Genomic DNA, 21,718 nt, shown 5'->3' on the forward strand with positions numbered 1-21,718 from the left:
GTTTTACAAACATGACATTTTAGCATTATTTTAGCGCGTGGCGTATGGAGAACTTACTGCAACAGTTATTGAAACATTATTCGCACCTGAAAAACTACTGCTCCGCAATAGCTCATAATTTTCATTTTTTTTCTTTTACTTCCATAAAGCAAAAAATTATTTTCTCTTCAATCCTTCTTTCCACCTTTCCCATCTTTATTACGATAGTATATATTTATCCAAAGGAAGAACATGCTTTGCGTGATGCTTTAATCCAAAACCTCGACAGTATCGGCCATAAACAGGCGGAACTTATCGAAAAATGGATTGAAGAACGAAAGGCGGACATCTGGTTGATTGCCGAAAATCCTAACGTCCCCGGCGTAATCTATAAATCTGAAGGCAGCGAAAATTTTTACAGGCTGCTACACCATCTAAAATACACGAGAGACACTTACCGTTATAAAGAAATCTTTATTTGTGACAGAAACGGAGATTTAAAGATTACCACTTCAACCGGGAAAGTTATTACCAATGTGTCCGGCTTTGAATTCTTTAAACAGGCAATAATAGGTACGACATATGTATCACCAATAGTTCCCTCTGTAATTCCCATCATAAACGAATATAGTAGTTTGGAGCAAGGCATGCCAACGCTGTTTATTACTACCCCGGTAATATATGAACGTAAGATTATCGGCGTCGTGTGTCTGCGAATCGATGTCATGGAAATCAATAAACTCATGAGAAGTGTTCGTCTTGGAAAAACAGGAGAGACATATCTCATTAACAAAGAAGGGTATATGATCTCTGAATCAAAGTTTTTAAGTTCTCTCAAAGATTTCGGACTGGTAAAACAAAGAACAACCCTTGAATTAAAATTAATCGCCCCCTTTACCGGCAATTTTACAAAAGGCGTTGCGGAATGTTTAAAAGGCGGTTCCGGATATGATGCAAATGGCTATATTGATTACCGGGGAAAAACCGTTCTGGGGTTCTGGCAATGGTTGCCAGAACTGGAATGGGGAATTATTGCAGAAATCGACAAAGATGAATGGTATGTGTCTGTCAAAAAATTACATAGAATAACCTTCTCGATTTTGTTTTTACTCACGTTGGCCGTTGTATCTTTTGCATTCGTCTTCGGGAAAAAAATCTCAGAGCCTATTGTATATCTTACCGATGTGACAAAAAGCATCTCTGAAGGCGACTTCAGCAAACGCGTTAACATCTCCGCAAAAGACGAGATAGGTGAATTATCAAAATTCTTCAACAAAATGGCGGACTTTGTCGAAGAAAAAACACACGCACTGGAAGAATACACTTCCAATCTGGAGAAAATTATAGAAGAGCGCACAAAGGACCTGACACAAATAAACAAAGAACTTGAAAAACAAAGCCATGATCTGGAAAAAGCATACAAAGAATTACTCACCCTCGATCAAATGAAAGACAAAATGATTCGGGACGTGTCTCATGAATTAAAGTCTCCTGTTGCACAAGTACAAATGGCCATAGATTTATGGACGAATGAGATTAAAAAAGATAGTCTCGACCGTTCAAAAGAAGAAAGATTCGAACAAATTATCCACAGCAGTTTGCAACGGTTAAGGAAAACGATTGAAAGTATACTCGATTTATCCGTCCTTGAATCAGGCCGCTTCGTCTTTAAAAAAGAACCCATACAAATGGAAGAAATTATTCATCAAACTGTTATGGGCATGAAGCTTCTGGCGAAAAAAAAGGGGTTGACATTAACATATCATTCTTCAGGAAATTTACCTGTGACCATTGGCGACAAAAACGAGATTTCACGTGTACTTATTAATCTGATCGATAATGCAATAAAATATACGGAGAGTGGCAGTATTAATATTTATGGGAAATGCAAAGGTTCTTATCTGGAAATATCCGTTGAAGACACCGGGATGGGTATTGGGCTTCCCAAAGAAGAATATTCTAAACTGTTTGAAAGATTTTTCCAGGAACATCCCACTATGTATGGTTCCGGGGTGGGGCTTGCACTATGCAAAAATATTGTCGAGGCACACAAAGGAAGGATTTGGGTTGATTGCGAAGGCATTGGAAAAGGAGCTTCTTTCAAATTTACACTACCGGTGGCGCCGTCCGAAAATTCCTAAACAAGGCACTATTTCATTAAAAAGGAGCGATACTTGAGTAAAAAAATACTTATTGTTGAAGACGAGCAGGAGTTTTTCTTTTTTTACGAAATGATGCTTGAAGATACTGATTACACCATCGTTCACGCCCTTGACGGGAAACAGGCATTGGAAATGATAGAAACAGAGAAACCGGATCTCATCATTCTCGACTTATTGCTTGATAAATTGCCCGGCGATGAATTCCTCAAACAACTAAAATCCAGTCCACCATACAAAGATATCCCTGTTATTGTTGCCAGCAGTTTTTCTCCCCACTCGAATAAAACAATATTTGAGATCGACCCTGATGTATCATATCTGGAAAAACCCTTCACTCAGGAACGATTAATGGAGGTTATTAAAAGAAAAATAGAATAACACATGAAAAAAACTTTCTTGCCGCTCCTTTTTTGTCTCATACACTTCTTCTTTTTCCCTGGTTGCCAACCAGCCCGGCAAACGTATCCGACAAGTCAATATGCATACAATGAGAGCGAAATGTCTCTTCTCAGGGATATTAAAGACAACTGTCTTGATATGCCGTTTGACCGCGCATGCCTTATCGCTTCGGGCGTACATAGTGATAAAAAGATTCAGGCGTATCAGAAAAAAATCGACCTTCTTATTTCGCGAATTACAAAAGAAACTGACGTCAATAACATTGATAATCCTATTGAAAAAGCCAAAATAATCTTTGCCTGGCTAAAAGAGTATGCGTGCGAAGGAATATACAGGGATTGCTACGATTTCAAGGATACTCTCAATATAAAGGTCGGGAATTGTCTTTCCTATGCAATACGATTTACCATTCTATGCCGGCATTTTGACATTGACGTAAAAAATATTTTTGTTCCCGGCCATATTTATAATATGGTTTCTGATAATACTCATGAATATTTATTTGAACACACGCACAGCGATGGGATTGTTAAAAAGAAGGACAGGTATCATCCCAAAAAGAAGATCATGAAGGATATCGGACTTGTGGGAGAGATTTTCTTGTACAATGCCCGGAATCACAATATTAACGGGGATTTTGACGCATCAATCAGATTTTGCGAACAGGCAATGATGTGTATTCCAGATGATAATCGTCCGATGATCCTGCTTATCGATAACTACGTTGCAAAAAAGGAGTATGAACTTGCCTTTCTCCATCTGGACAAATATCTTGAGCAATATCCTGCCGAAAGAAAATTTTTCAATAAAACACACCTCCTTTTAAAAAGTTTATGCGATAAAAAAAACACTCAGCAAATAGTCTATTAACCCGGATTCGCCTAATGTTTGATCTTGCTGAGGTTTTTAAAAAAACCAAAGTGTTGCTCTGTGTCAAGTTTGTTTTTTGTTCTTGCAATACGTTTATTTCATAAAATATAATGAACTATTATAAAATAAAAGAGGCACATTAACATTTATTGGAGTCCCTATTGTGAAGTGTAAAAGTTCCAGTTTCAAAGTGGTAGCAACGGTAGCAGAAAAAGGAAGTTGTAATTATTATAAGAAAGGTGATTCATTTCCCTTAACGGGATTTACCCCAAAAGGGCTTTGTGATTGCGCATATGCTGTTCTTTCAAGGGATGCCCAATCACTGCGATATGGAGCAAGGTTGCCATGGCAGACAAGCGAAGATACATTATTGGCCCACTGCCCTGACCCAACGGGAGCCGTATGGGAACTGAAACGAACCCCGCGTGAAAAAAATGATACAGAACCTGCTCACTAAAACATATATTTTTCTTTCGCGTGAGGATTCACAGTGTTTTTGAAAGCGGTATATTCAGTTTTTTCTTTTTTTAAACGGTTAAACTATGGATAACAAAGATTCAATGGTAGACGAAGAAGCGGACATTCGCAAAATGCTCAATACCTATGTCACCAATAGCCCTTACAAGTTAAATCCGGATAAAAAAATTGTCGATAGAGTCGTCAAAGGGCTCGTTATGCGTAAATCAAAATACGGGCATGCCTATTGTCCTTGCCGCATCGTTAGCGGTGATATTGAAAAAGACAAAAAGGCCATATGCCCTTGCGTTTACCACAAAGAAGAAATTGAACGTGACGGTGAATGCCACTGTAATCTTTTTGTGCGTGGTAATTAAAATAACTTAATATATATCAATTGAAAGGAAAATGGATTATGGCAGAAGGTTTGGTTGAAATAACAGACGCAAATTTTGATGCGGAAGTAACAAATGCAAAGATTCCGGTGCTGGTTGATTTTTGGGCATCCTGGTGCGGCCCTTGCAGACAACTCGCTCCAGTTATTGAGGAACTGGCAAAAGAATATAGCGGAAAGGCGAAGATTGGAAAACTTAATACAGAGGAAAACAACAGTACCCCTGCAAAATTTGGCATTACGTCAATCCCCACAATTATACTCTTCAAGAATGGAAAGGCGGTAAATAGAATAGTGGGTGTAAAGTCTAAAAATGATTTAAAAACAGCGCTGGACGCTCAGTTATAATCTTGCTACGTACCTGATAATTCGCATAATTTTGACTGGATATTGTCGCTTTTCATCAGCGTTTCTCCGATAAGAACTGCATGGATGCCGTGTTCCTGCAATTTTAGTATGTCTGGCCGTGATTTAATACCACTCTCACTCACGACAATTTTGTCTTCGGGAATCATGGCTTTTAGTTGAAAGGTAATTTCCAGGTCGGTGCGAAAGGTTTTAAGGTCGCGATTATTAATGCCTATAATAGTTGCTTTTGTCCGTAAAACCTTCTCTAATTCATCCGCAGAATGGACTTCAACAAGACAATCCATTCCCAGTTTTTCCGCCGTATTTAAAAAGGATTGTATTTCATCTTCCGAAAGGAGCGCCGCAATCAGAAGTATTGCGTCAGCTCCTGCGGAACGTGCTTCATATATTTGATACGAATCAATAATAAAATCCTTTCTCAGAATGGGCAAACGCACGGTATTTTTAATGTCCGTTAAATATTTCAGAGACCCCTGGAAATATTTAACGTCAGTCAATACCGATATCGCGGCCGCTCCGTTTGATTCATAGATTTTGGCAATTGCTACCGGCTGAAAATCTTCCCTGATGATCCCCAGGGAGGGCGAGGCCTTTTTCACCTCAGCAATAATGTTTATTTTTCCGCTTGTTTTTAATGCACGACCAAAAGATTGGGCAGGGGCTCTTTGCAGAATGTTTTTTTTTAATTGTTCCACAGAAACAAGCTTCTTGTTCTCCGCTACTTCCGATAATTTATATTGATAAATCTCATCCAGAATGGTCATGCTTTTTTTGTCTCGATAAAAATCCAATAAATCGATTGGTTTTGTCAGGAAATGTATTCGTTTCAATAAGTATTTTCATTGGCGAAAGTGCCTGAAAAAGGCGGTAAGAAACCCACATACTTAACAATAATCGTAATAAAATATATGCAGTGTGATAAACAACAAACCTGTAAAGAAAGTGACAGGAAAGTGCTACAAATAATATCAGCGCCGCATTTAAGCAATATTTATAACGGTATCGGACCCCATAACCAAGCCCGACCATAAGCAGTCCGGTGAAAGCATAGAAAGTTCCGTACCCTCTCCTGGCAAGGCTATCACTCATGGTTAAGGCCGCAACACTCAAAACTACGCCTAAGATTCCAAGGAAAATAACAAGATTCGCCGTCTTACCTACTTGCTGCGCCTGAGAAAAGCCGTATTTTTCTCCCATTCATATTTTCCCAAATAAAATAAGAATCCCTACCATAATAAAGGTAATGGCCGCCCCCGTTTTGATGTAATTCAGAGGCAACATCCTGGCCATTACCGTTCCTACGGTAACACCAAGTATTGTCACTAATGCAAATGCAAGCATTGTACCGATAAATACCAGCAACGGCTTGTCCGTTTTGCTTGACATAAGTATAGAAGCAATTTGTGTTTTATCTCCAAGCTCCGCCAAAAAAATAGTAATAAATGTGGTAATAATAATCTTCCAGTGCATATAATTATCCCTCCCTCCTAAACTTGCACAGCCAGAACCAAACAAGCACGAAACAAAAAATACGAAACAAATTCCAAAATACAGAATCCCAATGAAAAAAACCGGGTTTTGAACATTTGAAAATTAAAATTTAGTATTTGCTTCGTATTTAGGATTTCACAATTTTGGTTTTGGATATACCAACCACTATTTGCAAGCACTCAGGAGAAAAAATAGCGCAATAAATAAAAAAGGGATTACGGCAAAAACCGCAATCCCTTTCGTTTATTGGTAGCGGGGACAGGATTCGAACCTGCGACCTCCGGGTTATGAGCCCGACGAGCTACCAGACTGCTCTACCCCGCGTTGCCAAAATAAATGACCTATTTAAAACAAACCGCACATCTTTCGTGTGCAATCATGTTACTCAGTATATCAGTCAATGCAAAACTGTCAAGGGCAAAAAAACTTTCCCATTCTTCCTTTTATTCTGATAGAATGTTTCGACCTGCGTTAACCTTGCACCTTAAATATCACTAAATGTATGAATACCATCCAACTACAATGAAGGAAACAACACACATGAAAATATTGATTATTGGAAGCGGCGGAAGAGAACATGCTATTGCCTGGAAGATAGCGCAATCGCCGAAAGTAAAGAAAATATTTTGCGCCCCGGGAAATCCCGGGATTGCGGAAGTTGCCGAATGCGTTGATATTGACGTCAATAATATCGAAGGCCTGTTCAATTTCGCTATCAGGCAAAAAATCGATCTGACCGTTGTAGGCCCCGAAGACCCGCTGCTTTCCGGCATTGTCGATACATTCAAGGATGGCAATCTGGATATTTTCGGACCGAGCAAAAGGGCATCTCTTATCGAAGGAAGCAAGGTCTTTGCAAAAACCATTATGAAAAAACACAGTATTCCCACCGCCGACTTTCGCGTATTCGAAGACATAAAAATGGCTGAAAAATATCTGGAGAAATGTTTCGCTCCCATTGTTATCAAGGCGGATGGCCTGGCCAAAGGAAAGGGTGTTTTTGTATGCAAAACGCTTGAAGAAGCGAAGGAACACTTACAAGAGATAATGGTGGAAAGGATATTTGGCAACGCAGGAGATAGGGTGGTGATTGAGGAATGTTTACATGGAGAAGAAGTGTCAATCCTTGCTATTACCGACGGACAAACAATTATCCCGCTTTCTTCCGCAAGAGATCATAAAGCAATTTACGAGGGAAATAAAGGCCCAAACACAGGGGGTATGGGCGCCTATTCCCCCTCGCATCTCATTACAAATGAGATGCAGCGTTATGTCGAGGAAAACATATTGGTGCCAATCATCCATGCCATGAAGAGAGAAAACCGCCCTTACAGTGGCATCATTTATGCGGGGCTAATGCTAACCAATGCGGGGCCAAAAGTGCTTGAGTTTAACGCAAGGTTTGGAGACCCGGAAACACAGGCGCTTCTGGTACGAATGAAGAGCGATCTGGCATCGCTTCTCCTGGCGGCAAGCAACAACACATTGGACAAAGCGGAACTGGAATGGTACGACAGCCATTCCGTCTGCGTGGTATTGGCGTCAAAAGGATATCCTGGCAAATACAGGAAAGGGCTGCCTATTTCAGGCTTACAAGCGGTGAAAGCATTAAAAAACATACAGGTATTTCACGCCGGCACCGCTAACGTTCACGGCAATATTGTAACGAACGGGGGGCGTGTATTGGGGATAACCGCCACGGGAAAGGATTTGAAGGAGGCAAGGACGTTTGTTTACGACGCAATTGATCGTTTGTCTTTTGAGGGGGTTTATTACAGAAAAGATATTGGCGTTGACGCTATTTAACCATCCATAACAGAATACCACTCACTGCAGGGAGATTTTTAACGAAATATCCAGCGCCTTTGCCGAGTGGGTAAGTGCCCCGATAGAAATCCGGTCAACGCCTGTCTGTGCTATTGATTTCACATTGTCTAATGTAATATTCCCGGAGGCCTCCGTAAGGGGACGATGCGCTCCCTTACAATACTTCCCGTTTTTGACCAGCGAAACAGCCGACCTTATCTTTTCGGCGTCCATGTTGTCAAGCAATATGACGTCAACATCCGCTTTGATCGCATCTTCCACCTCAGATAACGTTCGCGTCTCCATTTCAATTAAAACGTGATTCCCTATTTTCCTCCTTAGCATTGAGACCGTTTTTTCGATGACACTGATACCGGCAATTTCCTCCGCCAACAACTCTTTTTTCATAAAATCAAGGTGGTTATCTTTTACCAGCACCTGATCATAAAGACCCATTCTATGATTAACTCCCCCTCCGATAGCAACGGCATATTTTTCCAAATAACGCCAGCCGGGAGCTGTTTTTCTTGTATCCATAACCGCCACCTTCAGGGGTTTCACCTCTTCAACAAATTGCGCAGTAAGGGTCGCAATACCTGAAAGCCGCTGAAGGAAGTTTAAAGCAATCCTTTCTCCGGAAAGTATCGGACGAACATTGCCATTGACGGAAGCTATAACATCGCCTTTTTTGACAAACATCCCCTCCGAAATACCCTTTTTTAAAAGAATATTTTTGTCAATTTTTGAAAACAAGCGCTCAACGACAGGTAACCCTGCGATGACCCCATCTTCCTTTGCGAGGAATTCCCCTTCACCCGTTAAATCCGGGGGGAAAATACTTTCCGTTGTGATATCACCCGATCCAATATCTTCCCGAATCGCAAGTTGAATAAGTATATCTATCTTTTCCGGTACAAAATTCATTCGTATGATTTATCCTGAATTACGACAAAAGTATCCTTTTCGTTTTCGAAAAAATAAAAATGCTCGTTCCGGAGTTCCGGCCTGGGAACGAGATTGGAAATCCCTTTCCGCTCATTTCTGTATTGTTTTTTGGCTGTTTTTGACCGTATTTTTGTGTTATATTCAACAACGAACAGGCTCATATTTTTTTAAAATGTTTTTTTCTTCTCTAATACCATGGGAATTCTACCTTTTCTAACCTGATTATGCAACAGGGTTTGCAAAATGCAGGTTACATTTAACAACTCACTTAACCCCTCTATGGAAAAAACGACTTTTACTTTACACAAGAATGGCGATAGCATCCCTTTGCCCGAAATAATTAGCATTATTCCGGTAAAAGAGGACATAGTATTTCCCCGGCTTGTCCGTGTAATAGAATTATATGGAAAAGGACTCATAACGGCTATAAATGAAGCCCATGCAAAAAATGAATGTATCGGTATCGTCGTATTAAAATACCATGTCGCCTCTCCGAGACATGAAGACTTTTATGATATTGGCACGGCGTCAAAGGTTGTCAGGATATTCGAATCCACTTCCGATACTATAAAATGCCTTGTTGAAGGCCTTATGAGAATAAAAGTAACGGAATATACGCAAACTGAACCGTATTGCACGGCAAAAATCGAAGAACTCCGGGAGTTCTCGGAAAAATCTGAAACGATAGACGTATTAATACAAAGCGTCAAAACGCTTTTCAAATTGAGCGCAATGCTGGGAAAAGCACTTCCCAAGGACATTATCCCGATGATTGATACCATAAACAATCCATCCATCATGGCCGACCTTGTCACCGTATATCTGGACTTGCACATTGACGAAAAACAAAAACTTCTGGAAATGGTTGATCCTCAGAAGCGGTTGCGGATAGTATTTCATTATCTCAACAAAGACATTCAGGTACGGGAACTAAAAGGTAAAATAAACGACGAAGTCGCCAAGGAAATGTTAAAGGCGCAACGTGAATTTTTTTTAAAAGAGCAGATGAAGGCAATTCAAAAAGAGCTGGGTAAAGACGAACCCCATATGGCGGAATTCATCAAACTGGAAGAAAATATCAAAAAGGCGGAAATGCCAAAGGAGGTAGAACTTGTTGCCACCAAAGAATTGGAGCGGTTAAGGGATATAAATCCCGCATCACCGGAGTATACCGTCTCACGCACATACCTCGACTACCTTATCAATATCCCCTGGAATAAGAAAACGGTAGATAATCTCGATATTAACCAGGCGTCAAAAATTCTAGATGAAGACCACTATGACCTGAAAAAAGTGAAAGAACGCATACTCGAATTTCTCGCTGTGCACAAATTGAAAGAAAAATTAAAGGGACCGATCCTTTGCTTTTGCGGCCCTCCTGGAACAGGCAAAACTTCGCTGGGCAAATCCATCGCACGTGCGCTTGGCAGAAAGTTTATCCGCATCTCTCTGGGAGGAATAAGAGATGAAGCAGAAATCAGGGGACACAGGCGCACCTACGTCGGCGCCCTTCCTGGTCGTATCATGCAGGAAATCTGCCGTGCGGGAGCATGCAATCCGATATTCATGCTCGATGAAATAGATAAAATTGGCGAAGATTTCAGAGGAGATCCGGCGTCTGCCTTGTTGGAAGTGCTGGACCCGGAGCAAAATTTCAGCTTCGTTGATCATTATCTTGACGTGGCTTTTGACCTTTCCGATGTATTATTTATTACTACGGCAAACATCCTTGATACCGTCCATGTCGCATTAAGAGACCGTATGGAGGTGATATATCTTTCAGGATACAGCGAGGATGAAAAACTGAAAATTGCACACCAGTTTCTCATTCCGAAGCAAATAAAAGAAAACGGCCTGGAAAAATATCCTGTAGACTTTCAGGATGCTGCAATAACCAAAATTGTTCTGGAATATACACGGGAGGCTGGTTTAAGAAATTTAGAAAGGGAAATTGCTTCGATCTGCAGAAAAATCGCAAAAGAAATCGTGGGAGAAGCTCAGGTCACAAAAATTATACTCCCGGAAACGGTTGAAAAATTTCTTGGCCCACGAAAATTCTTTTACCAGGTAACCGAGGAAGAAGATAAAATTGGAGTGGTCACAGGCCTTGCGTGGACTGAAACAGGCGGCGACATTATTTTCATAGAGGTATCCAGGATGCGGGGCGAAAAACAACTCACCCTCACCGGTTTACTGGGTGATATCATGCAGGAGTCCGCCATCGCCTCGCTCAGCTATATTCGTAGTAATGCGAAACGACTGGGCATCGACGAAACCTTCTATGACACATCGGAAATACATATCCATGTACCTTCTGGGGCAATACCAAAGGATGGCCCGTCAGCAGGCATTACCATGTGCATCGCACTTATCTCGCTGCTTACCTGCAGGCCTGCAAAAAGGGAGGTTGCACTCACAGGTGAGATTACTTTAACGGGTAACGTGCTGCCTATAGGAGGGGTAAAGGAAAAGATCCTCGCCGCTATAAGGGCGGGAGTAAAAACAATTGTATTGCCATTGAAAAACAAAGACGATTTCGAAGAAATCGACAAGGAAATCCGGGAAAAGATTCAATGCGTCTATATTGAAAAAATAGACGAGGCAATAGATGTAGTCCTTTCCCAAAAACCTTAATGAAAGGCCTAAATCATGATTACTATAAACAACATCCTTTGCCCGGTGGATTATTCCATCTATTCGGAAAAAGCGCTGGCCTATGCAATAGAACTTGCAACAAAATTTCAGGCAAAACTTTACCTGCTGCATGTATTGGATACACGATTTCTTGACGTAAATAACCCTGAATTGCCCTACATCCCTGTTACTACAAATATTATAAACGAAGAAACGATTGATATGCTGAAATCCAGGCTGCTTAAATCGGTAAACGAAGAAACACAAGGCAAGATATCCGTAGAAGCGGTCGTTGTCCAGGGTGTTCCGTTTGCAGAAATTATCAGGACGGCAAAGGAGTACAATACGGATCTCATTGTGCTCGGCACTCATGGCAGAACAGGTTTGGCGCATGTCTTTATGGGCAGTGTTGCGGAAAAAGTGGTGCGGAAAGCGTCCTGCCCGGTACTTACCATACGGCATCCGGAACACGATTTTGTATCGCCGTAAAAATTCTTTTTATCTGGCACAACACGGCTGCGCTGCAACCAAAAATTTTTACACAACAACAATGTAAAATCAATCTTACTATCATGCTTAAATACAAATTAATAGATCATACTGCAGACATCGGTATTGATATCTTCGGAGATACAATGCCGCAATTATTCTCAAATGCCGCATTCGCCATGTTTGATATAATCGCCGATCTCTCCACTGTCGAAAAAAAAGATACACGTATCATTGCTGTGGATGGAATTGACAAAGAACAATTGCTCGTAAACTGGCTGAGCGAATTATTATATTTGCATGAAATAAAAAATATGCTGTTTAAAGAATTTTACATTAACGATATGAATGACCTTCAGTTAAAGGCAACAATACATGGCGAACTATTGGATGAAAAGAGGCACGTTATTAAAACAGCGATAAAGGCAGTAACCCATCATAATCTGGTAATAAAACAAGAAAACAGCCGCTGGAGAGCACGTGTTATTTTCGATTTATAGCCAGATAAATCTGCTCTTAAAACCAGAGTAAGCTTCAATTATTATCATTAAAAGAAAAACCGGAGATATTATGAATGAACGCAACTACAAAATACAAAAGATAGATGATTACCGTTGGCGTATTCTCAGAGAAGGAAAGATGCACGTGGATGGCATCGTATATGCCGACGAATCGATGATGAAGGAAATACAAAAAGACGAAAGTCTGCAACAGGTAATAAATGTCGCATGTCTACCTGGAATAGTTGGTCATTCACTTGGAATGCCCGATATTCATTGGGGATACGGCTTCCCCATCGGTGGTGTGGCTGCGTTTGATATGGAGGATGGCGTGGTATCCCCTGGAGGAGTAGGCTACGACATTAACTGCGGGGTAAGATTGCTCAAAACGGGATTGTGTCGAGTGGAGATTTCCGGCAAACTGGAGTCCATTGTTGATAGCCTGTTTGTCAACATTCCCTCCGGCGTGGGGTCGCATCGCAAGGATTTGAAACTATCACAACATGAAGTAAAAAATGTACTCAAAAACGGCGCACAATGGGCGGTTTCTCACGGCTATGGATCAAAAGAAGATTTAGAACATATCGAAGAAAAGGGATGCATCTTTGGAGCAGATCCGGAACTGGTTTCCACCAGGGCAATTGAGCGGGGGCTGGCACAGTTAGGCACCCTCGGTTCCGGCAACCACTTTGTCGAAGTTGGCTACGTATCGGAGATTTTCGACGAAAAAATTGCCCGCACGTTAGGGCTCGAAAAGGACGGTATTACTATTATGATACACACGGGGTCCAGGGGATTGGGTTATCAGGTGTGTGATGACTTTATTAAAGTAATGATTAGAGCATCCGGAAAATATAATATTGAACTGCCTGACCGGCAGCTATGCTGCGCTCCGATTAATTCTCCGGAAGGGCGGGATTACTTTGCAGCAATGGCCTGTGCAGCCAATTATGCCTTTGCCAACCGGCAGATGATTACCCACTGGGTTAGGGAATCCTTTGAGAGGGCATTGCACGTAAGTCCTAAGGAATCCAGGATATCGCTGGTGTATGATGCCTGTCACAATATCGCCAAATTTGAAGACCATCTCGTGAATGGGCAGAAAAAGCGGCTGTGTGTTCACCGGAAAGGCGCTACCCGCGCATTTCCTCCAAACCACCCCGACACTCCTGCCGCATACAAAGCAGTAGGCCAGCCGGTATTCATACCGGGCGACATGGGACGTTGTTCCTATGTGCTTGTCGGCACGGAGAAGGCATATTCCGATACCTTCGGCAGTACGTGTCACGGGGCGGGGCGGGTCATGAGCAGAAATCAGGCTACAAAGGTGGCCAAGGGCCGGAGTATCGCACAGGAACTGAAAGAAAAAGGGATACTCGTCCGCGCAGACAGCCGCGCTACTCTGGAGGAGGAACTATCTGATGCATACAAGGATGTGACGAAGGTAGTGGATGTCGTGCAACACGCAGGCATCAGCAAGAAAGTTGCGCAGTTGAAACCGTTGTGTGTTATCAAAGGATGATTATTCCGGAGTAGCAAAATATTTTCCACAAAACGATAGAAGACCATTATAAAAATGGCACAATACGGAGAATGTATTATGCAGGGAAAACTTATCGTTATTACCGGTATTGACGGAAGCGGCAAAACGGTTCAAACAAAACTTCTTTACGAAAGATTGCTTAAAGAGGGATATCCCGTGGCGACTATCGATTTCCCCCAATACGGCAAGACCTTCTTTGCCGAAATGGTTGCAAAATATTTAAGGGGTAGCTTCGGCGCAGCGGATGCTGTAAGCCCGTACCTTGCCTCTATCCTTTACGCAGGGGATCGCTTTGAAAAAAAAGATCAGATACAGACATGGATTGATGCAGGGAAAATAATTATATCGAACCGGTATGTGTGTGATAATATGGCTCATCAGGGTGGAAAAATAAAGAATTCGGAAGAAAGGGCACAATTCTTCCAATGGTTGGACCAACTGGAACATACAGTTTTTGGAATCCCACGTCCGCATCTCAGTATACTGCTTTATGTACCTGCAGAAATTGCCTATTTCCTTGTAGAAAAGAAAGGGCAACGCGAATATCTTGCCGGTGCAAAAAAAGACATCCACGAAGAAGATATGCATCATATGAAATCCGCACAGGAAACTTTTATAGAAATTGCAAAGGGGAAACCTAATTGGAAAACCGTTGATTGCACAAAAAACAACACCTTATTGCCGGAGCATGTCATTGCAGATACGATTTGGCAGGCAGTTGCGAAGATTCTTCCTTAAATGACGGCAAGAGGGAAATCATTGCATTTCACCGTATGGGTAATAGTTGGTAACACTTTAGTTTTTTGAGAAATCCTTATAATTTCAAAATGAGCGATAAACAAACAATATCGTTTCGAAAAGAAAAAGATTATCTGGGCGAGATGAAAATACCTGCGAATGCCTATTATGGCGTACAAACAGCAAGGGCTATCGAAAACTTTCCAATTAGTGACAGTACGTCCCAGCCAATTTTTACCACTGCAATTGTTTACGTCAAAAAGGCCGCTGCCATGGTAAATAGCGAAACAGGGCGCCTTGACAGAAAAATTGGCGAGGCGATTACTGAAGCATGCGACCGCATATTGAAAGGCGAGTTTCAGGAACAGTTTTGTGTTGATGTTTATCAGGCAGGGGCAGGGACATCACACCATATGAATGTGAATGAAGTAATTGCCAATATTGCGATTGAAATGCTGGGCGGGGAAAAAGGCGACTACTCTCTTGTTCATCCAAATGACCACGTAAACTGCGGACAATCCACAAATGATGTATATCCCACCGCCATGCGCATAGCCGCGTTGCTTTCATCAAGAAAACTGATTGCAAATGTATCTGATTTAACGGATTCATTTGACCTTAAAGCAAAGGCATTTGACACTATTGTGAAATCAGGCCGCACACACCTGCAGGACGCTGTTCCCATTCGTCTGGGGCAGGAATTTTCCGGGTATAAAGAATCTTTGCGGAAAGCAAACATGGGTATTGAAAAGGCAGGTGAATCATTGAAGGAATCAGGCATAGGGGGAAGCGCTGCGGGTACCGGCATCAATACACCTCCAGGGTATATACCGAAGATGATTGAATATCTGAGAGAGATTACCGGACTTGATATTGTCGCATCAAAAAACCGTTTTGAAGCCATGCAAAGCAACAGGCCGTTTGTGGAATTTTCCGGGGCGCTTCGCGCTTTGTCCGTGGAGCTGATACGCATCGCTAATGATTTGCGGCTGATGAATTCCGGGCCAAATACGGGACTGGCGGAAATTAACCTGCCTGCGGTACAACCCGGATCTTCTATTATGCCAGGCAAGGTCAATCCCGTTATTCCGGAAATGTTAACGATGGTGTGTTTTTCAGTTATTGGCAACGACACATCAATCATGCTTGCAGCACAGGCGGGTCAATTTGAATTAAACGTCATGATGCCGTTGATTCAGCATAAAATACTGGATTCTATTTTAATCCTTACAAACGCCGTGAAAGTGTTTGATGAAAAATGTGTGCGGGGGATTACCGTAAATAAGGAGAAGTGTGAGGATTATGCAGTGAAAAGTTTGGGGATTGTTACGATATTAAACCCAATTATTGGTTATGCAAATGCTGCGGAAGTAGTGAAGGAGTCTATGAAAACCGGGCGGTCTGTAAAGGAAATTATCCTCGAGAAAAAGATACTTACGAAAGCGCAGGTGGATACATTATTATCTCCCAAGTCTATGACCTAACCTTGCGGCGGAAGTATTAAAAAATGAGGAGTAATATTATGACGAAAAAAACACCCTTTGATATCCGGTCACTATTGTTTTTTACTACAGACGAAACAGGTACATGATTATTATTTTAATGGGTGTATCGGGTTCCGGCAAGACAACAATCGGGCGTATTCTTGCCGATGATCTTGGATGGACATTTTACGACGGCGATGATTATCATCCTCCTTCAAATATTGAAAATCTTAAAAAGGGAATTGCCTTAACAGATGCAGAAAGAATGCCATGGTTAGAGGTCTTGCAAAAAATCATTGAAAAAACAATAGCAAAGAAAGAGCATGCCGTTATTGCCTGTTCTGCCCTCAAGCAATCATATCGCAGGTTTTTGGCAGATAAGCATGAATCTGTCCGGTTTGTATATTTAAAAGGGGAACGGGAACTCATATGTCAAAGGTTAAATAGGCGGAAGGGGCATTTTTTGAACGAAAACCTTCTTTTAAGCCAGTTTGAAACGTTGGAAGAACCGGAAGACGCCTTCGTTGTCGACATTATTCAATCCCCGGAAGCAATTGTTACCAGCATAAAAAAAGAGTTTTTGTAATTCTTTTAGTGTTTTTTGATCTCATCTATACTCTTATGCTCTTTTTGGATTTTTCTGCAGATTTCTTCAAATTTTTCTTTATCTTCATCAGATATTTTTATTATCTGCCAAACAACCCTCATATGCTCCGGAGTACACTTCGGAAAGTATACTTCATCCCAGCGAAAGACATTTACCCGGAGGAGCTTACACCATAAGATTTTTATTTGTATGTTATCAAACCGGGGAGGGAATATAACGGTGAGATGGGTGCTGTTCAGCAAGTCGTTGTAAGATTTTGTGCAGGTGTTATCGCATTGATTATGCCTGCATCAATGGGGTCATTATTAACGTGGATTATGGCCTTGGCATCCGGCATACTTATACTGTCGTGCGCACACCATTGACGTGGGTCGCAAACCGTATTGATTTTTTCCCTTAATTCTATAGGTGTAAAGGGAGATAAAAAATAATGCTGAATATCATTTTCTTTCGAACCTGTGGAAGTCACAATAATAAAGGGCGTATCTTTGTTTATTTCCTCATTTTTTAACTCTTTGAAAAGAGCAATGCCGTTTGCTTGTTTAAATTGCATACCGCAAATAATTACCTCGAATTTTTGTTCTTTAAATTTTTCCAAAGCTTCTGCTGCGGAAGGCGCCTCGATGATAACAACATCATTAAGCGCGGAGATAAGGTATGTTTTGAGTAATGTTCGCAATATCCTGGTTTCGTGAACAATGAGTATTTTACGCATTCGCATGGCAGGCTTTCTTTCATTTAAATCCGGGTAAATAACGCATCCTCAGGTATGAAGGTATGAAGTGAAGCCCGGCCTCATTGATAAATCATCTTAAAAAGCTTTGATGCAAGATGCTTGTTCATATTTTTAAGTACTTTATATTCCTCATATGCCATTAGCTTATTTTTTGTTTGCAAATATGCCATACCCAGATGAAAATGTACTTCCGGAACATCCTTGTTAATACCAATGGCTTGCCAGTATGCCTCAATGGCGTCACGATGCCGCTCAAGAGCCGTGTAGGCTAAACCAAGCATGAAATATGCCTCAAAAAATTGCGCATTGCTGCGCACCGCATCAAGGAGAGATTCAACCGCCCCCTTATATTGTTTTTGCATAAAATATGCCATGCCAAGCTGGAAGTGCCCTTCCGGAAATTCCGGTTTCAAACGAACCGCCTGTTTCAGGTTTTTTATTGCATCGGGATAATTGCCAAGCTTATTTTTACAGTAACCAATCTGAAAGTATGCATGGGCATAGTTCCTGTCTTTAGTTATTGCCTTTTCCAATAAGGAAATTGCCTTTTCATATTCTTCATTTCCGATAAGGAAAATTCCTTCCCCATAAAATGCCTCTTCGGAAATCTCCCCCAAACCTCTCCTTTCAGAAAATGATTGCTCCTTTACCGGAACAAGGCTTTTAAGCCTTTCGCAGGCAAGAGCGTAACCTTCCCCACCGGTAGAAATGAAGGCCATAATACCCACGGCTTCACCATTCATATTTACCACAGGACTTCCAATGCAACTAAGCGGAAACGACGCCTTTATCCTTATTATAGTTCCGAACAACGGAATTTCAGAAACCCCGGAGACAACTCCAGTCACCGCAAAATGTCCTGAATCGAATGAATTATTTATCACCATGATTTGTTCATTTACACCGGGCAGGATCATGGTCAACGGCAAAGGAGACGCCCTGCTTTCAAAATTGTCGATTGCCAATTGCACAAGGCCGCCTTCTTTATCCTCCGCAAGAATTTTTGTTACGGAATAGCTATTGCCCTGAAAGTTTTTAACCCGAATACTATGCGCATCCATGAATACTTTACTATGGGTAATAATATCGCCTCGCTCATTTATAATGAACCCACCCCCCTGATTAAACTCATTCCCGTCTTTATCGAAAGACGTGAGAGAAACAACCGCGGGTTTGATTTTATTCGTCAGGTAAGTAGCCGCATCCCGCGCCATTACACAGACAGAACCTCCCGCCACAGATACGAAAATTGCACCAAGTATAACGTTTTGAAAGCATCTATTCATACACTTACCCCTTCCTGTTTTGGCAAAATATTGTGTGTTTCCTTAGCAATCAGATACGATTTTTAGAAGTTTTTTGCGTTGCACTGTCCAAATACATAAAACGCATTGACTTGCGTATTCTCATGTAGTACCATACTTCCCAATAATGAATTGGATAGTGACGTGTATCGTCCGGTTATCAGGTGTCCGTCAGGGGAAAACAACATGGCCTGCCGGGTTACGTTTCACTTTACTTAGAATTTTCAAAATACAAAACTATTACCGTTTATCAACAGAAACCATAAAATAACCCCGGTATCCGATATGCATTTTATTAACAAAATACGAGGAATCAACGAAGAGGGAAACCGCCTTAAACGAATTGCAATAAAAGTGGCGGCCATACTCGCATCTCAGGCAATAGTTGCTTTTTTATTTATGCTTTTTTTCACGGGCAAAACCAGCAGAGACAATAGCCGTCGCTTTGCCGGTTATGACGCCAAAATAAGCGTGATGGAAGACATGGTTGACCATGCAACCCAAAAACACAACAAAGACATTGCGGAACTCGCCAAATCAGTCGGCAAAATGGGCAGTATAAATCAAGGCATATTGCAAACTATCAACACCTTATCGGAAGAATTCCGCAAAATGAAGCCGGTATCTGAAGAAGCAAACATGTCTTCAGCGCAACTACAACAAGCGCAGGATAGCCAGTCACCCCAAACAGAAGAGACTTCCATTCTAACAGACGCCGCACCCCAAAATAACATGTGGAGTCTCCGGATAGTTACCCTGCAGAACATAGAAAAGAATAAAAAAGGCGCGGAAGAACTGATAGCATATCTGCAAAGCAATGGCATCCATAAAGCAAGGATATATCAATACGGCAAGCTATTGTCGGTGGACGTTGGTGATTTTGCCGATGTTTCTACGGATGAGGCAAAAAAACTTAGGGAAAAGATCAGAGGCATCAACTATAAAGGGAGTACCTTTAAAGATGCCTACTTCGTTCAGTACTGATAAAAACGCAAACTGCAAAAAATCAGCCCCACAGGCAAATGCATTTTAATACTCCACTGGTTTTCTCGATATCTTCAATCGTCCACGATTCGTCTTACTTTCCAAACGCTTTTCCTTTGCAGCTTTTTTAGGTTTCGTGGGCTTCCGTTTTTTTTGCACAATAACCGCACTTTTTATAAAATCCCGCAGCCGGTTGAGCGCATCCTCTTTATTTTTGTCCTGGCTGCGATATTTCTGCGCCTTGATAACGATCACCCCTTCTCCTGAAATACGGCGGTCACTCAGCGATAAAAGCCTTTCTTTATAAAAATCAGGCAACGACGACGCATTGATATCGAAGCGCAACTGAACAGCAGTGGCAACCTTGTTGACATGCTGCCCTCCCGCACCCTGCGCACGAATTGGGTGCATCGATATTTCGTCTATCGGAATGGTTACCTTATTGGATATTTTTACCATATAGTATTACACTTACCTTTAAAACTCATTTATTACTATCACACCAACAGACCCGAAGCGGTTCATGTCTGGAAGTTCACGCGCCGCATCCTCAAGGCCGATTGTTTTTCCAATCAATTTTTCCGGACGTAATTTCCCTTCGCAAACCATCTCCAACATAGCGCCGTATTCATGCGCCTGCATTCCATGACATCCCAGTATTTCGAGTTCATTTGCGATCACCTTGTCCATGGGTATAGGGGGATGCCGGTGTTCCGCCAGCATCAGTCCGACCTGGAGATGTTTCCCCCGTTTTCTTAAAGTAGCTATTGAATTAAAGCATGTATTTGAACTTCCAAGCGCATCGACAGAAACATGCACCCCGCCTTTTGTTATGTCCAATATAGCTCCTGCCACATCCTCCACCTCCCCGGCATTCACCAACGCAACAGCTCCAACCGATCCGGCAAAATCAAGTTTCTCTTTTTGTATATCAACCGCCACAACATTCGCCCCCAGGGCGCTTGCAATCATAATTGCCGACAAACCAACGCCTCCGCATCCATGCACAGCAACCCACTGCCCGGCTGAAACCTTCCCCTGTGCAACAATTGCGCGAAACGAAGTGCTGAAGCGGCATCCGAGGCTCGCCGCGGTTACGAAATCAATATCTTCCGGTAACTGTACTAAATTAACATCTGCATAATCGATTGCCACGTACTGCGCAAAAGAACCCCAATGGGTGAATCCCGGCTGAGACTGACGGTCACAAACCTGATGATTCCCAGAAGCGCATTGCGGGCATGCACCGCATCCGCACACAAACGGAAGGGTCACCCTGTCTCCCTTCTTCCACAGTGACACTTCCTTCCCGGTTTCTTCAACAACACCTGCAATTTCGTGTCCGGGAACATGTGGCAAACGAATGCAGGGATCGTGTCCCATCCATCCATGCCAGTCACTCCGGCACATTCCGGTAGCTCCCACGCGAATCACCACGCCGGTTTTCTCAGGCGCTGGATCAGGCACCTCTTGAATAGTCAATGGTTGAGCAAATTTTTCATATACTGCCACTCTCATAAGATGCCCTTATTTTATAATAACACGGTATCAATTTTTTGGGAATACGTACAGTCGGCAAATTGTGGATTGCCTACTGTAGACTGTAGAAATTATTATAAAAACCTCAACTTATTGAGAAGTTACATTTTACGCTATTGTTTTTCCGCTTACCAGAGCCGCTTTAAGTTTTTGGCGTCGGCTTAAGCGCGTAGTTAAGGCATAACTGTTGATATAGAAACTCTGGCGCAAAATCGGCTCCGTACGAAACAACCCTTACAGGGTTCCAAAGTAGAACATGGCAAACACAATACCAAGAAAAATGGGGGGT

The 21,718-nt window shown here is 42.0% G+C and carries 23 protein-coding genes and 1 tRNA gene; 15 read left to right on the plus strand and 9 right to left on the minus strand.

What is annotated here, in order from left to right; translation table 11 throughout:
- Nucleotides 1–44: 44 nt before the first annotated feature.
- From M5U24_RS12885 to trxA, 6 genes are all read left to right on the plus strand, one after another.
- Entirely contained in the window at nt 45–2,120 is a 2,076-nt protein-coding gene (locus tag M5U24_RS12885; RefSeq protein ID WP_099325139.1) for a cache domain-containing protein, read from the plus strand.
- 33 nt (nt 2,121–2,153) lie between these two features.
- A complete protein-coding gene (locus tag M5U24_RS12890) occupies nt 2,154–2,519 on the plus strand; it encodes a response regulator (protein WP_099325138.1) in 366 nt (121 codons plus the stop codon).
- A gap of 120 nt (nt 2,520–2,639) precedes the next feature.
- Complete coding sequence (locus M5U24_RS12895) at nt 2,640–3,410, plus strand: transglutaminase-like domain-containing protein (protein ID WP_099325137.1); 771 nt, start codon at nt 2,640–2,642, stop codon at nt 3,408–3,410.
- A gap of 163 nt (nt 3,411–3,573) precedes the next feature.
- Nucleotides 3,574–3,867, plus strand: coding sequence for a TIGR04076 family protein (locus tag M5U24_RS12900; RefSeq protein WP_157820506.1), 294 nt, complete (start codon nt 3,574–3,576; stop codon nt 3,865–3,867).
- A gap of 85 nt (nt 3,868–3,952) precedes the next feature.
- Nucleotides 3,953–4,243 carry a ferredoxin-thioredoxin reductase catalytic domain-containing protein gene (locus M5U24_RS12905; protein WP_197705391.1) on the plus strand — a complete coding sequence of 97 codons (291 nt, stop codon included), beginning with the start codon at nt 3,953–3,955 and terminating at the stop codon, nt 4,241–4,243.
- Nucleotides 4,244–4,281: 38 nt separating this feature from the next.
- A complete protein-coding gene (trxA, locus tag M5U24_RS12910) occupies nt 4,282–4,608 on the plus strand; it encodes a thioredoxin (RefSeq protein WP_099325135.1) in 327 nt (108 codons plus the stop codon).
- A gap of 5 nt (nt 4,609–4,613) precedes the next feature.
- Here the strand turns inward: trxA and trpC are convergent, their stop codons facing one another.
- The 4 genes from trpC to M5U24_RS12930 all read right to left on the minus strand — a co-directional run bounded on the left by trpC (nt 4,614) and on the right by M5U24_RS12930 (nt 6,444).
- Nucleotides 4,614–5,393 (minus strand): indole-3-glycerol phosphate synthase TrpC, encoded by a 780-nt coding sequence (gene trpC / locus M5U24_RS12915; protein WP_099325134.1) that lies wholly within the window; start codon nt 5,391–5,393, stop codon nt 4,614–4,616.
- A complete protein-coding gene (locus M5U24_RS12920; protein ID WP_099325133.1) occupies nt 5,377–5,826 on the minus strand; it encodes a hypothetical protein in 450 nt (149 codons plus the stop codon). The genes trpC and M5U24_RS12920 overlap by 17 nt, the downstream gene beginning before the upstream one ends.
- A complete protein-coding gene (locus M5U24_RS12925; RefSeq protein WP_099325132.1) occupies nt 5,827–6,099 on the minus strand; it encodes a TMEM165/GDT1 family protein in 273 nt (90 codons plus the stop codon). It abuts the gene before it with no gap.
- Nucleotides 6,100–6,367: 268 nt separating this feature from the next.
- Nucleotides 6,368–6,444: transfer RNA gene (locus M5U24_RS12930), tRNA-Met, on the minus strand.
- A gap of 216 nt (nt 6,445–6,660) precedes the next feature.
- Between M5U24_RS12930 and purD the strand changes: the two genes are divergently transcribed.
- A complete protein-coding gene (gene purD, locus M5U24_RS12935; protein ID WP_099325131.1) occupies nt 6,661–7,926 on the plus strand; it encodes a phosphoribosylamine--glycine ligase in 1,266 nt (421 codons plus the stop codon).
- A 21-nt stretch (nt 7,927–7,947) separates the two neighbouring features.
- Here the strand turns inward: purD and nadC are convergent, their stop codons facing one another.
- On the minus strand, nt 7,948–8,850 hold the full coding sequence (nadC, locus tag M5U24_RS12940; protein WP_099325130.1) for a carboxylating nicotinate-nucleotide diphosphorylase: 903 nt from the start codon (nt 8,848–8,850) through the stop codon (nt 7,948–7,950).
- Nucleotides 8,851–9,114: 264 nt separating this feature from the next.
- Between nadC and lon the strand changes: the two genes are divergently transcribed.
- The 7 genes from lon (at nt 9,115) to M5U24_RS12975 (ending at nt 16,845) form a co-directional block, all read left to right on the plus strand.
- The gene (gene lon, locus M5U24_RS12945; RefSeq protein ID WP_295102370.1) at nt 9,115–11,505 is read left to right on the plus strand and encodes an endopeptidase La; all 2,391 of its coding nucleotides are present in this window, start codon (nt 9,115–9,117) and stop codon (nt 11,503–11,505) included.
- Nucleotides 11,506–11,520: 15 nt separating this feature from the next.
- Complete coding sequence (locus M5U24_RS12950; RefSeq protein WP_099325128.1) at nt 11,521–11,994, plus strand: universal stress protein; 474 nt, start codon at nt 11,521–11,523, stop codon at nt 11,992–11,994.
- A gap of 83 nt (nt 11,995–12,077) precedes the next feature.
- Nucleotides 12,078–12,494: an archease gene (locus M5U24_RS12955; RefSeq protein WP_099325127.1), complete on the plus strand. Its 417-nt coding sequence runs from the start codon at nt 12,078–12,080 to the stop codon at nt 12,492–12,494.
- 70 nt (nt 12,495–12,564) lie between these two features.
- A complete protein-coding gene (locus tag M5U24_RS12960; RefSeq protein ID WP_099325126.1) occupies nt 12,565–14,016 on the plus strand; it encodes an RtcB family protein in 1,452 nt (483 codons plus the stop codon).
- Nucleotides 14,017–14,070: 54 nt separating this feature from the next.
- Nucleotides 14,071–14,775, plus strand: coding sequence for a dTMP kinase (gene tmk / locus M5U24_RS12965; protein WP_099325125.1), 705 nt, complete (start codon nt 14,071–14,073; stop codon nt 14,773–14,775).
- 89 nt (nt 14,776–14,864) lie between these two features.
- A complete protein-coding gene (locus tag M5U24_RS12970) occupies nt 14,865–16,259 on the plus strand; it encodes an aspartate ammonia-lyase (protein WP_099325124.1) in 1,395 nt (464 codons plus the stop codon).
- A 103-nt stretch (nt 16,260–16,362) separates the two neighbouring features.
- A complete protein-coding gene (locus tag M5U24_RS12975; RefSeq protein ID WP_099325123.1) occupies nt 16,363–16,845 on the plus strand; it encodes a gluconokinase in 483 nt (160 codons plus the stop codon).
- Nucleotides 16,846–17,101: 256 nt separating this feature from the next.
- On the opposite strand, the gene M5U24_RS12980 is transcribed toward M5U24_RS12975, so the two are convergent.
- Together M5U24_RS12980 and M5U24_RS12985 are read right to left on the minus strand one after the other, a co-directional pair.
- Nucleotides 17,102–17,581: a response regulator gene (locus tag M5U24_RS12980; RefSeq protein ID WP_157820505.1), complete on the minus strand. Its 480-nt coding sequence runs from the start codon at nt 17,579–17,581 to the stop codon at nt 17,102–17,104.
- Between the two features lie 80 nt (nt 17,582–17,661).
- Nucleotides 17,662–18,888: a tetratricopeptide repeat protein gene (locus M5U24_RS12985; RefSeq protein ID WP_099325120.1), complete on the minus strand. Its 1,227-nt coding sequence runs from the start codon at nt 18,886–18,888 to the stop codon at nt 17,662–17,664.
- 303 nt (nt 18,889–19,191) lie between these two features.
- Between M5U24_RS12985 and M5U24_RS12990 the strand changes: the two genes are divergently transcribed.
- Nucleotides 19,192–19,890, plus strand: coding sequence for a hypothetical protein (locus M5U24_RS12990; RefSeq protein WP_099325119.1), 699 nt, complete (start codon nt 19,192–19,194; stop codon nt 19,888–19,890).
- A 45-nt stretch (nt 19,891–19,935) separates the two neighbouring features.
- On the opposite strand, the gene arfB is transcribed toward M5U24_RS12990, so the two are convergent.
- Both arfB and M5U24_RS13000 read right to left on the minus strand, forming a co-directional pair.
- Complete coding sequence (gene arfB, locus M5U24_RS12995; protein ID WP_099325118.1) at nt 19,936–20,349, minus strand: alternative ribosome rescue aminoacyl-tRNA hydrolase ArfB; 414 nt, start codon at nt 20,347–20,349, stop codon at nt 19,936–19,938.
- Between the two features lie 18 nt (nt 20,350–20,367).
- Nucleotides 20,368–21,408 (minus strand): zinc-dependent alcohol dehydrogenase family protein, encoded by a 1,041-nt coding sequence (locus tag M5U24_RS13000; protein ID WP_099325117.1) that lies wholly within the window; start codon nt 21,406–21,408, stop codon nt 20,368–20,370.
- Between the last annotated feature and the right edge of the window lie 310 nt (nt 21,409–21,718).

This window comes from Candidatus Kuenenia sp. (genome assembly GCF_027493735.1).
GTDB lineage: Bacteria > Planctomycetota > Brocadiia > Brocadiales > Brocadiaceae > Kuenenia > Kuenenia stuttgartiensis_A.

What these genes read in the sequence shown, in the direction of transcription:
- lon (WP_295102370.1), top strand. Translation starts at nt 9,115, where the DNA reads ATGCAGGTTACATTTAACAACTCACTTAACCCCTCTATGGAAAAAACG.
- M5U24_RS12885 (WP_099325139.1), top strand. Translation starts at nt 45, where the DNA reads ATGGAGAACTTACTGCAACAGTTATTGAAACATTATTCGCACCTGAAA.
- M5U24_RS12985 (WP_099325120.1), bottom strand. Translation starts at nt 18,888, where the DNA reads ATGAATAGATGCTTTCAAAACGTTATACTTGGTGCAATTTTCGTATCT.
- M5U24_RS12990 (WP_099325119.1), top strand. Translation starts at nt 19,192, where the DNA reads ATGCATTTTATTAACAAAATACGAGGAATCAACGAAGAGGGAAACCGC.
- M5U24_RS12950 (WP_099325128.1), top strand. Translation starts at nt 11,521, where the DNA reads ATGATTACTATAAACAACATCCTTTGCCCGGTGGATTATTCCATCTAT.
- M5U24_RS12955 (WP_099325127.1), top strand. Translation starts at nt 12,078, where the DNA reads ATGCTTAAATACAAATTAATAGATCATACTGCAGACATCGGTATTGAT.
- trxA (WP_099325135.1), top strand. Translation starts at nt 4,282, where the DNA reads ATGGCAGAAGGTTTGGTTGAAATAACAGACGCAAATTTTGATGCGGAA.
- M5U24_RS12975 (WP_099325123.1), top strand. Translation starts at nt 16,363, where the DNA reads ATGATTATTATTTTAATGGGTGTATCGGGTTCCGGCAAGACAACAATC.
- trpC (WP_099325134.1), bottom strand. Translation starts at nt 5,393, where the DNA reads ATGACCATTCTGGATGAGATTTATCAATATAAATTATCGGAAGTAGCG.
- M5U24_RS12895 (WP_099325137.1), top strand. Translation starts at nt 2,640, where the DNA reads ATGTCTCTTCTCAGGGATATTAAAGACAACTGTCTTGATATGCCGTTT.
- tmk (WP_099325125.1), top strand. Translation starts at nt 14,071, where the DNA reads ATGGCACAATACGGAGAATGTATTATGCAGGGAAAACTTATCGTTATT.
- M5U24_RS12920 (WP_099325133.1), bottom strand. Translation starts at nt 5,826, where the DNA reads ATGGGAGAAAAATACGGCTTTTCTCAGGCGCAGCAAGTAGGTAAGACG.
- M5U24_RS12970 (WP_099325124.1), top strand. Translation starts at nt 14,865, where the DNA reads ATGAGCGATAAACAAACAATATCGTTTCGAAAAGAAAAAGATTATCTG.
- M5U24_RS12905 (WP_197705391.1), top strand. Translation starts at nt 3,953, where the DNA reads ATGGATAACAAAGATTCAATGGTAGACGAAGAAGCGGACATTCGCAAA.
- M5U24_RS12980 (WP_157820505.1), bottom strand. Translation starts at nt 17,581, where the DNA reads ATGCGTAAAATACTCATTGTTCACGAAACCAGGATATTGCGAACATTA.
- M5U24_RS12925 (WP_099325132.1), bottom strand. Translation starts at nt 6,099, where the DNA reads ATGCACTGGAAGATTATTATTACCACATTTATTACTATTTTTTTGGCG.
- M5U24_RS12960 (WP_099325126.1), top strand. Translation starts at nt 12,565, where the DNA reads ATGAATGAACGCAACTACAAAATACAAAAGATAGATGATTACCGTTGG.
- M5U24_RS13000 (WP_099325117.1), bottom strand. Translation starts at nt 21,408, where the DNA reads ATGAGAGTGGCAGTATATGAAAAATTTGCTCAACCATTGACTATTCAA.
- purD (WP_099325131.1), top strand. Translation starts at nt 6,661, where the DNA reads ATGAAAATATTGATTATTGGAAGCGGCGGAAGAGAACATGCTATTGCC.
- nadC (WP_099325130.1), bottom strand. Translation starts at nt 8,850, where the DNA reads ATGAATTTTGTACCGGAAAAGATAGATATACTTATTCAACTTGCGATT.
- arfB (WP_099325118.1), bottom strand. Translation starts at nt 20,349, where the DNA reads ATGGTAAAAATATCCAATAAGGTAACCATTCCGATAGACGAAATATCG.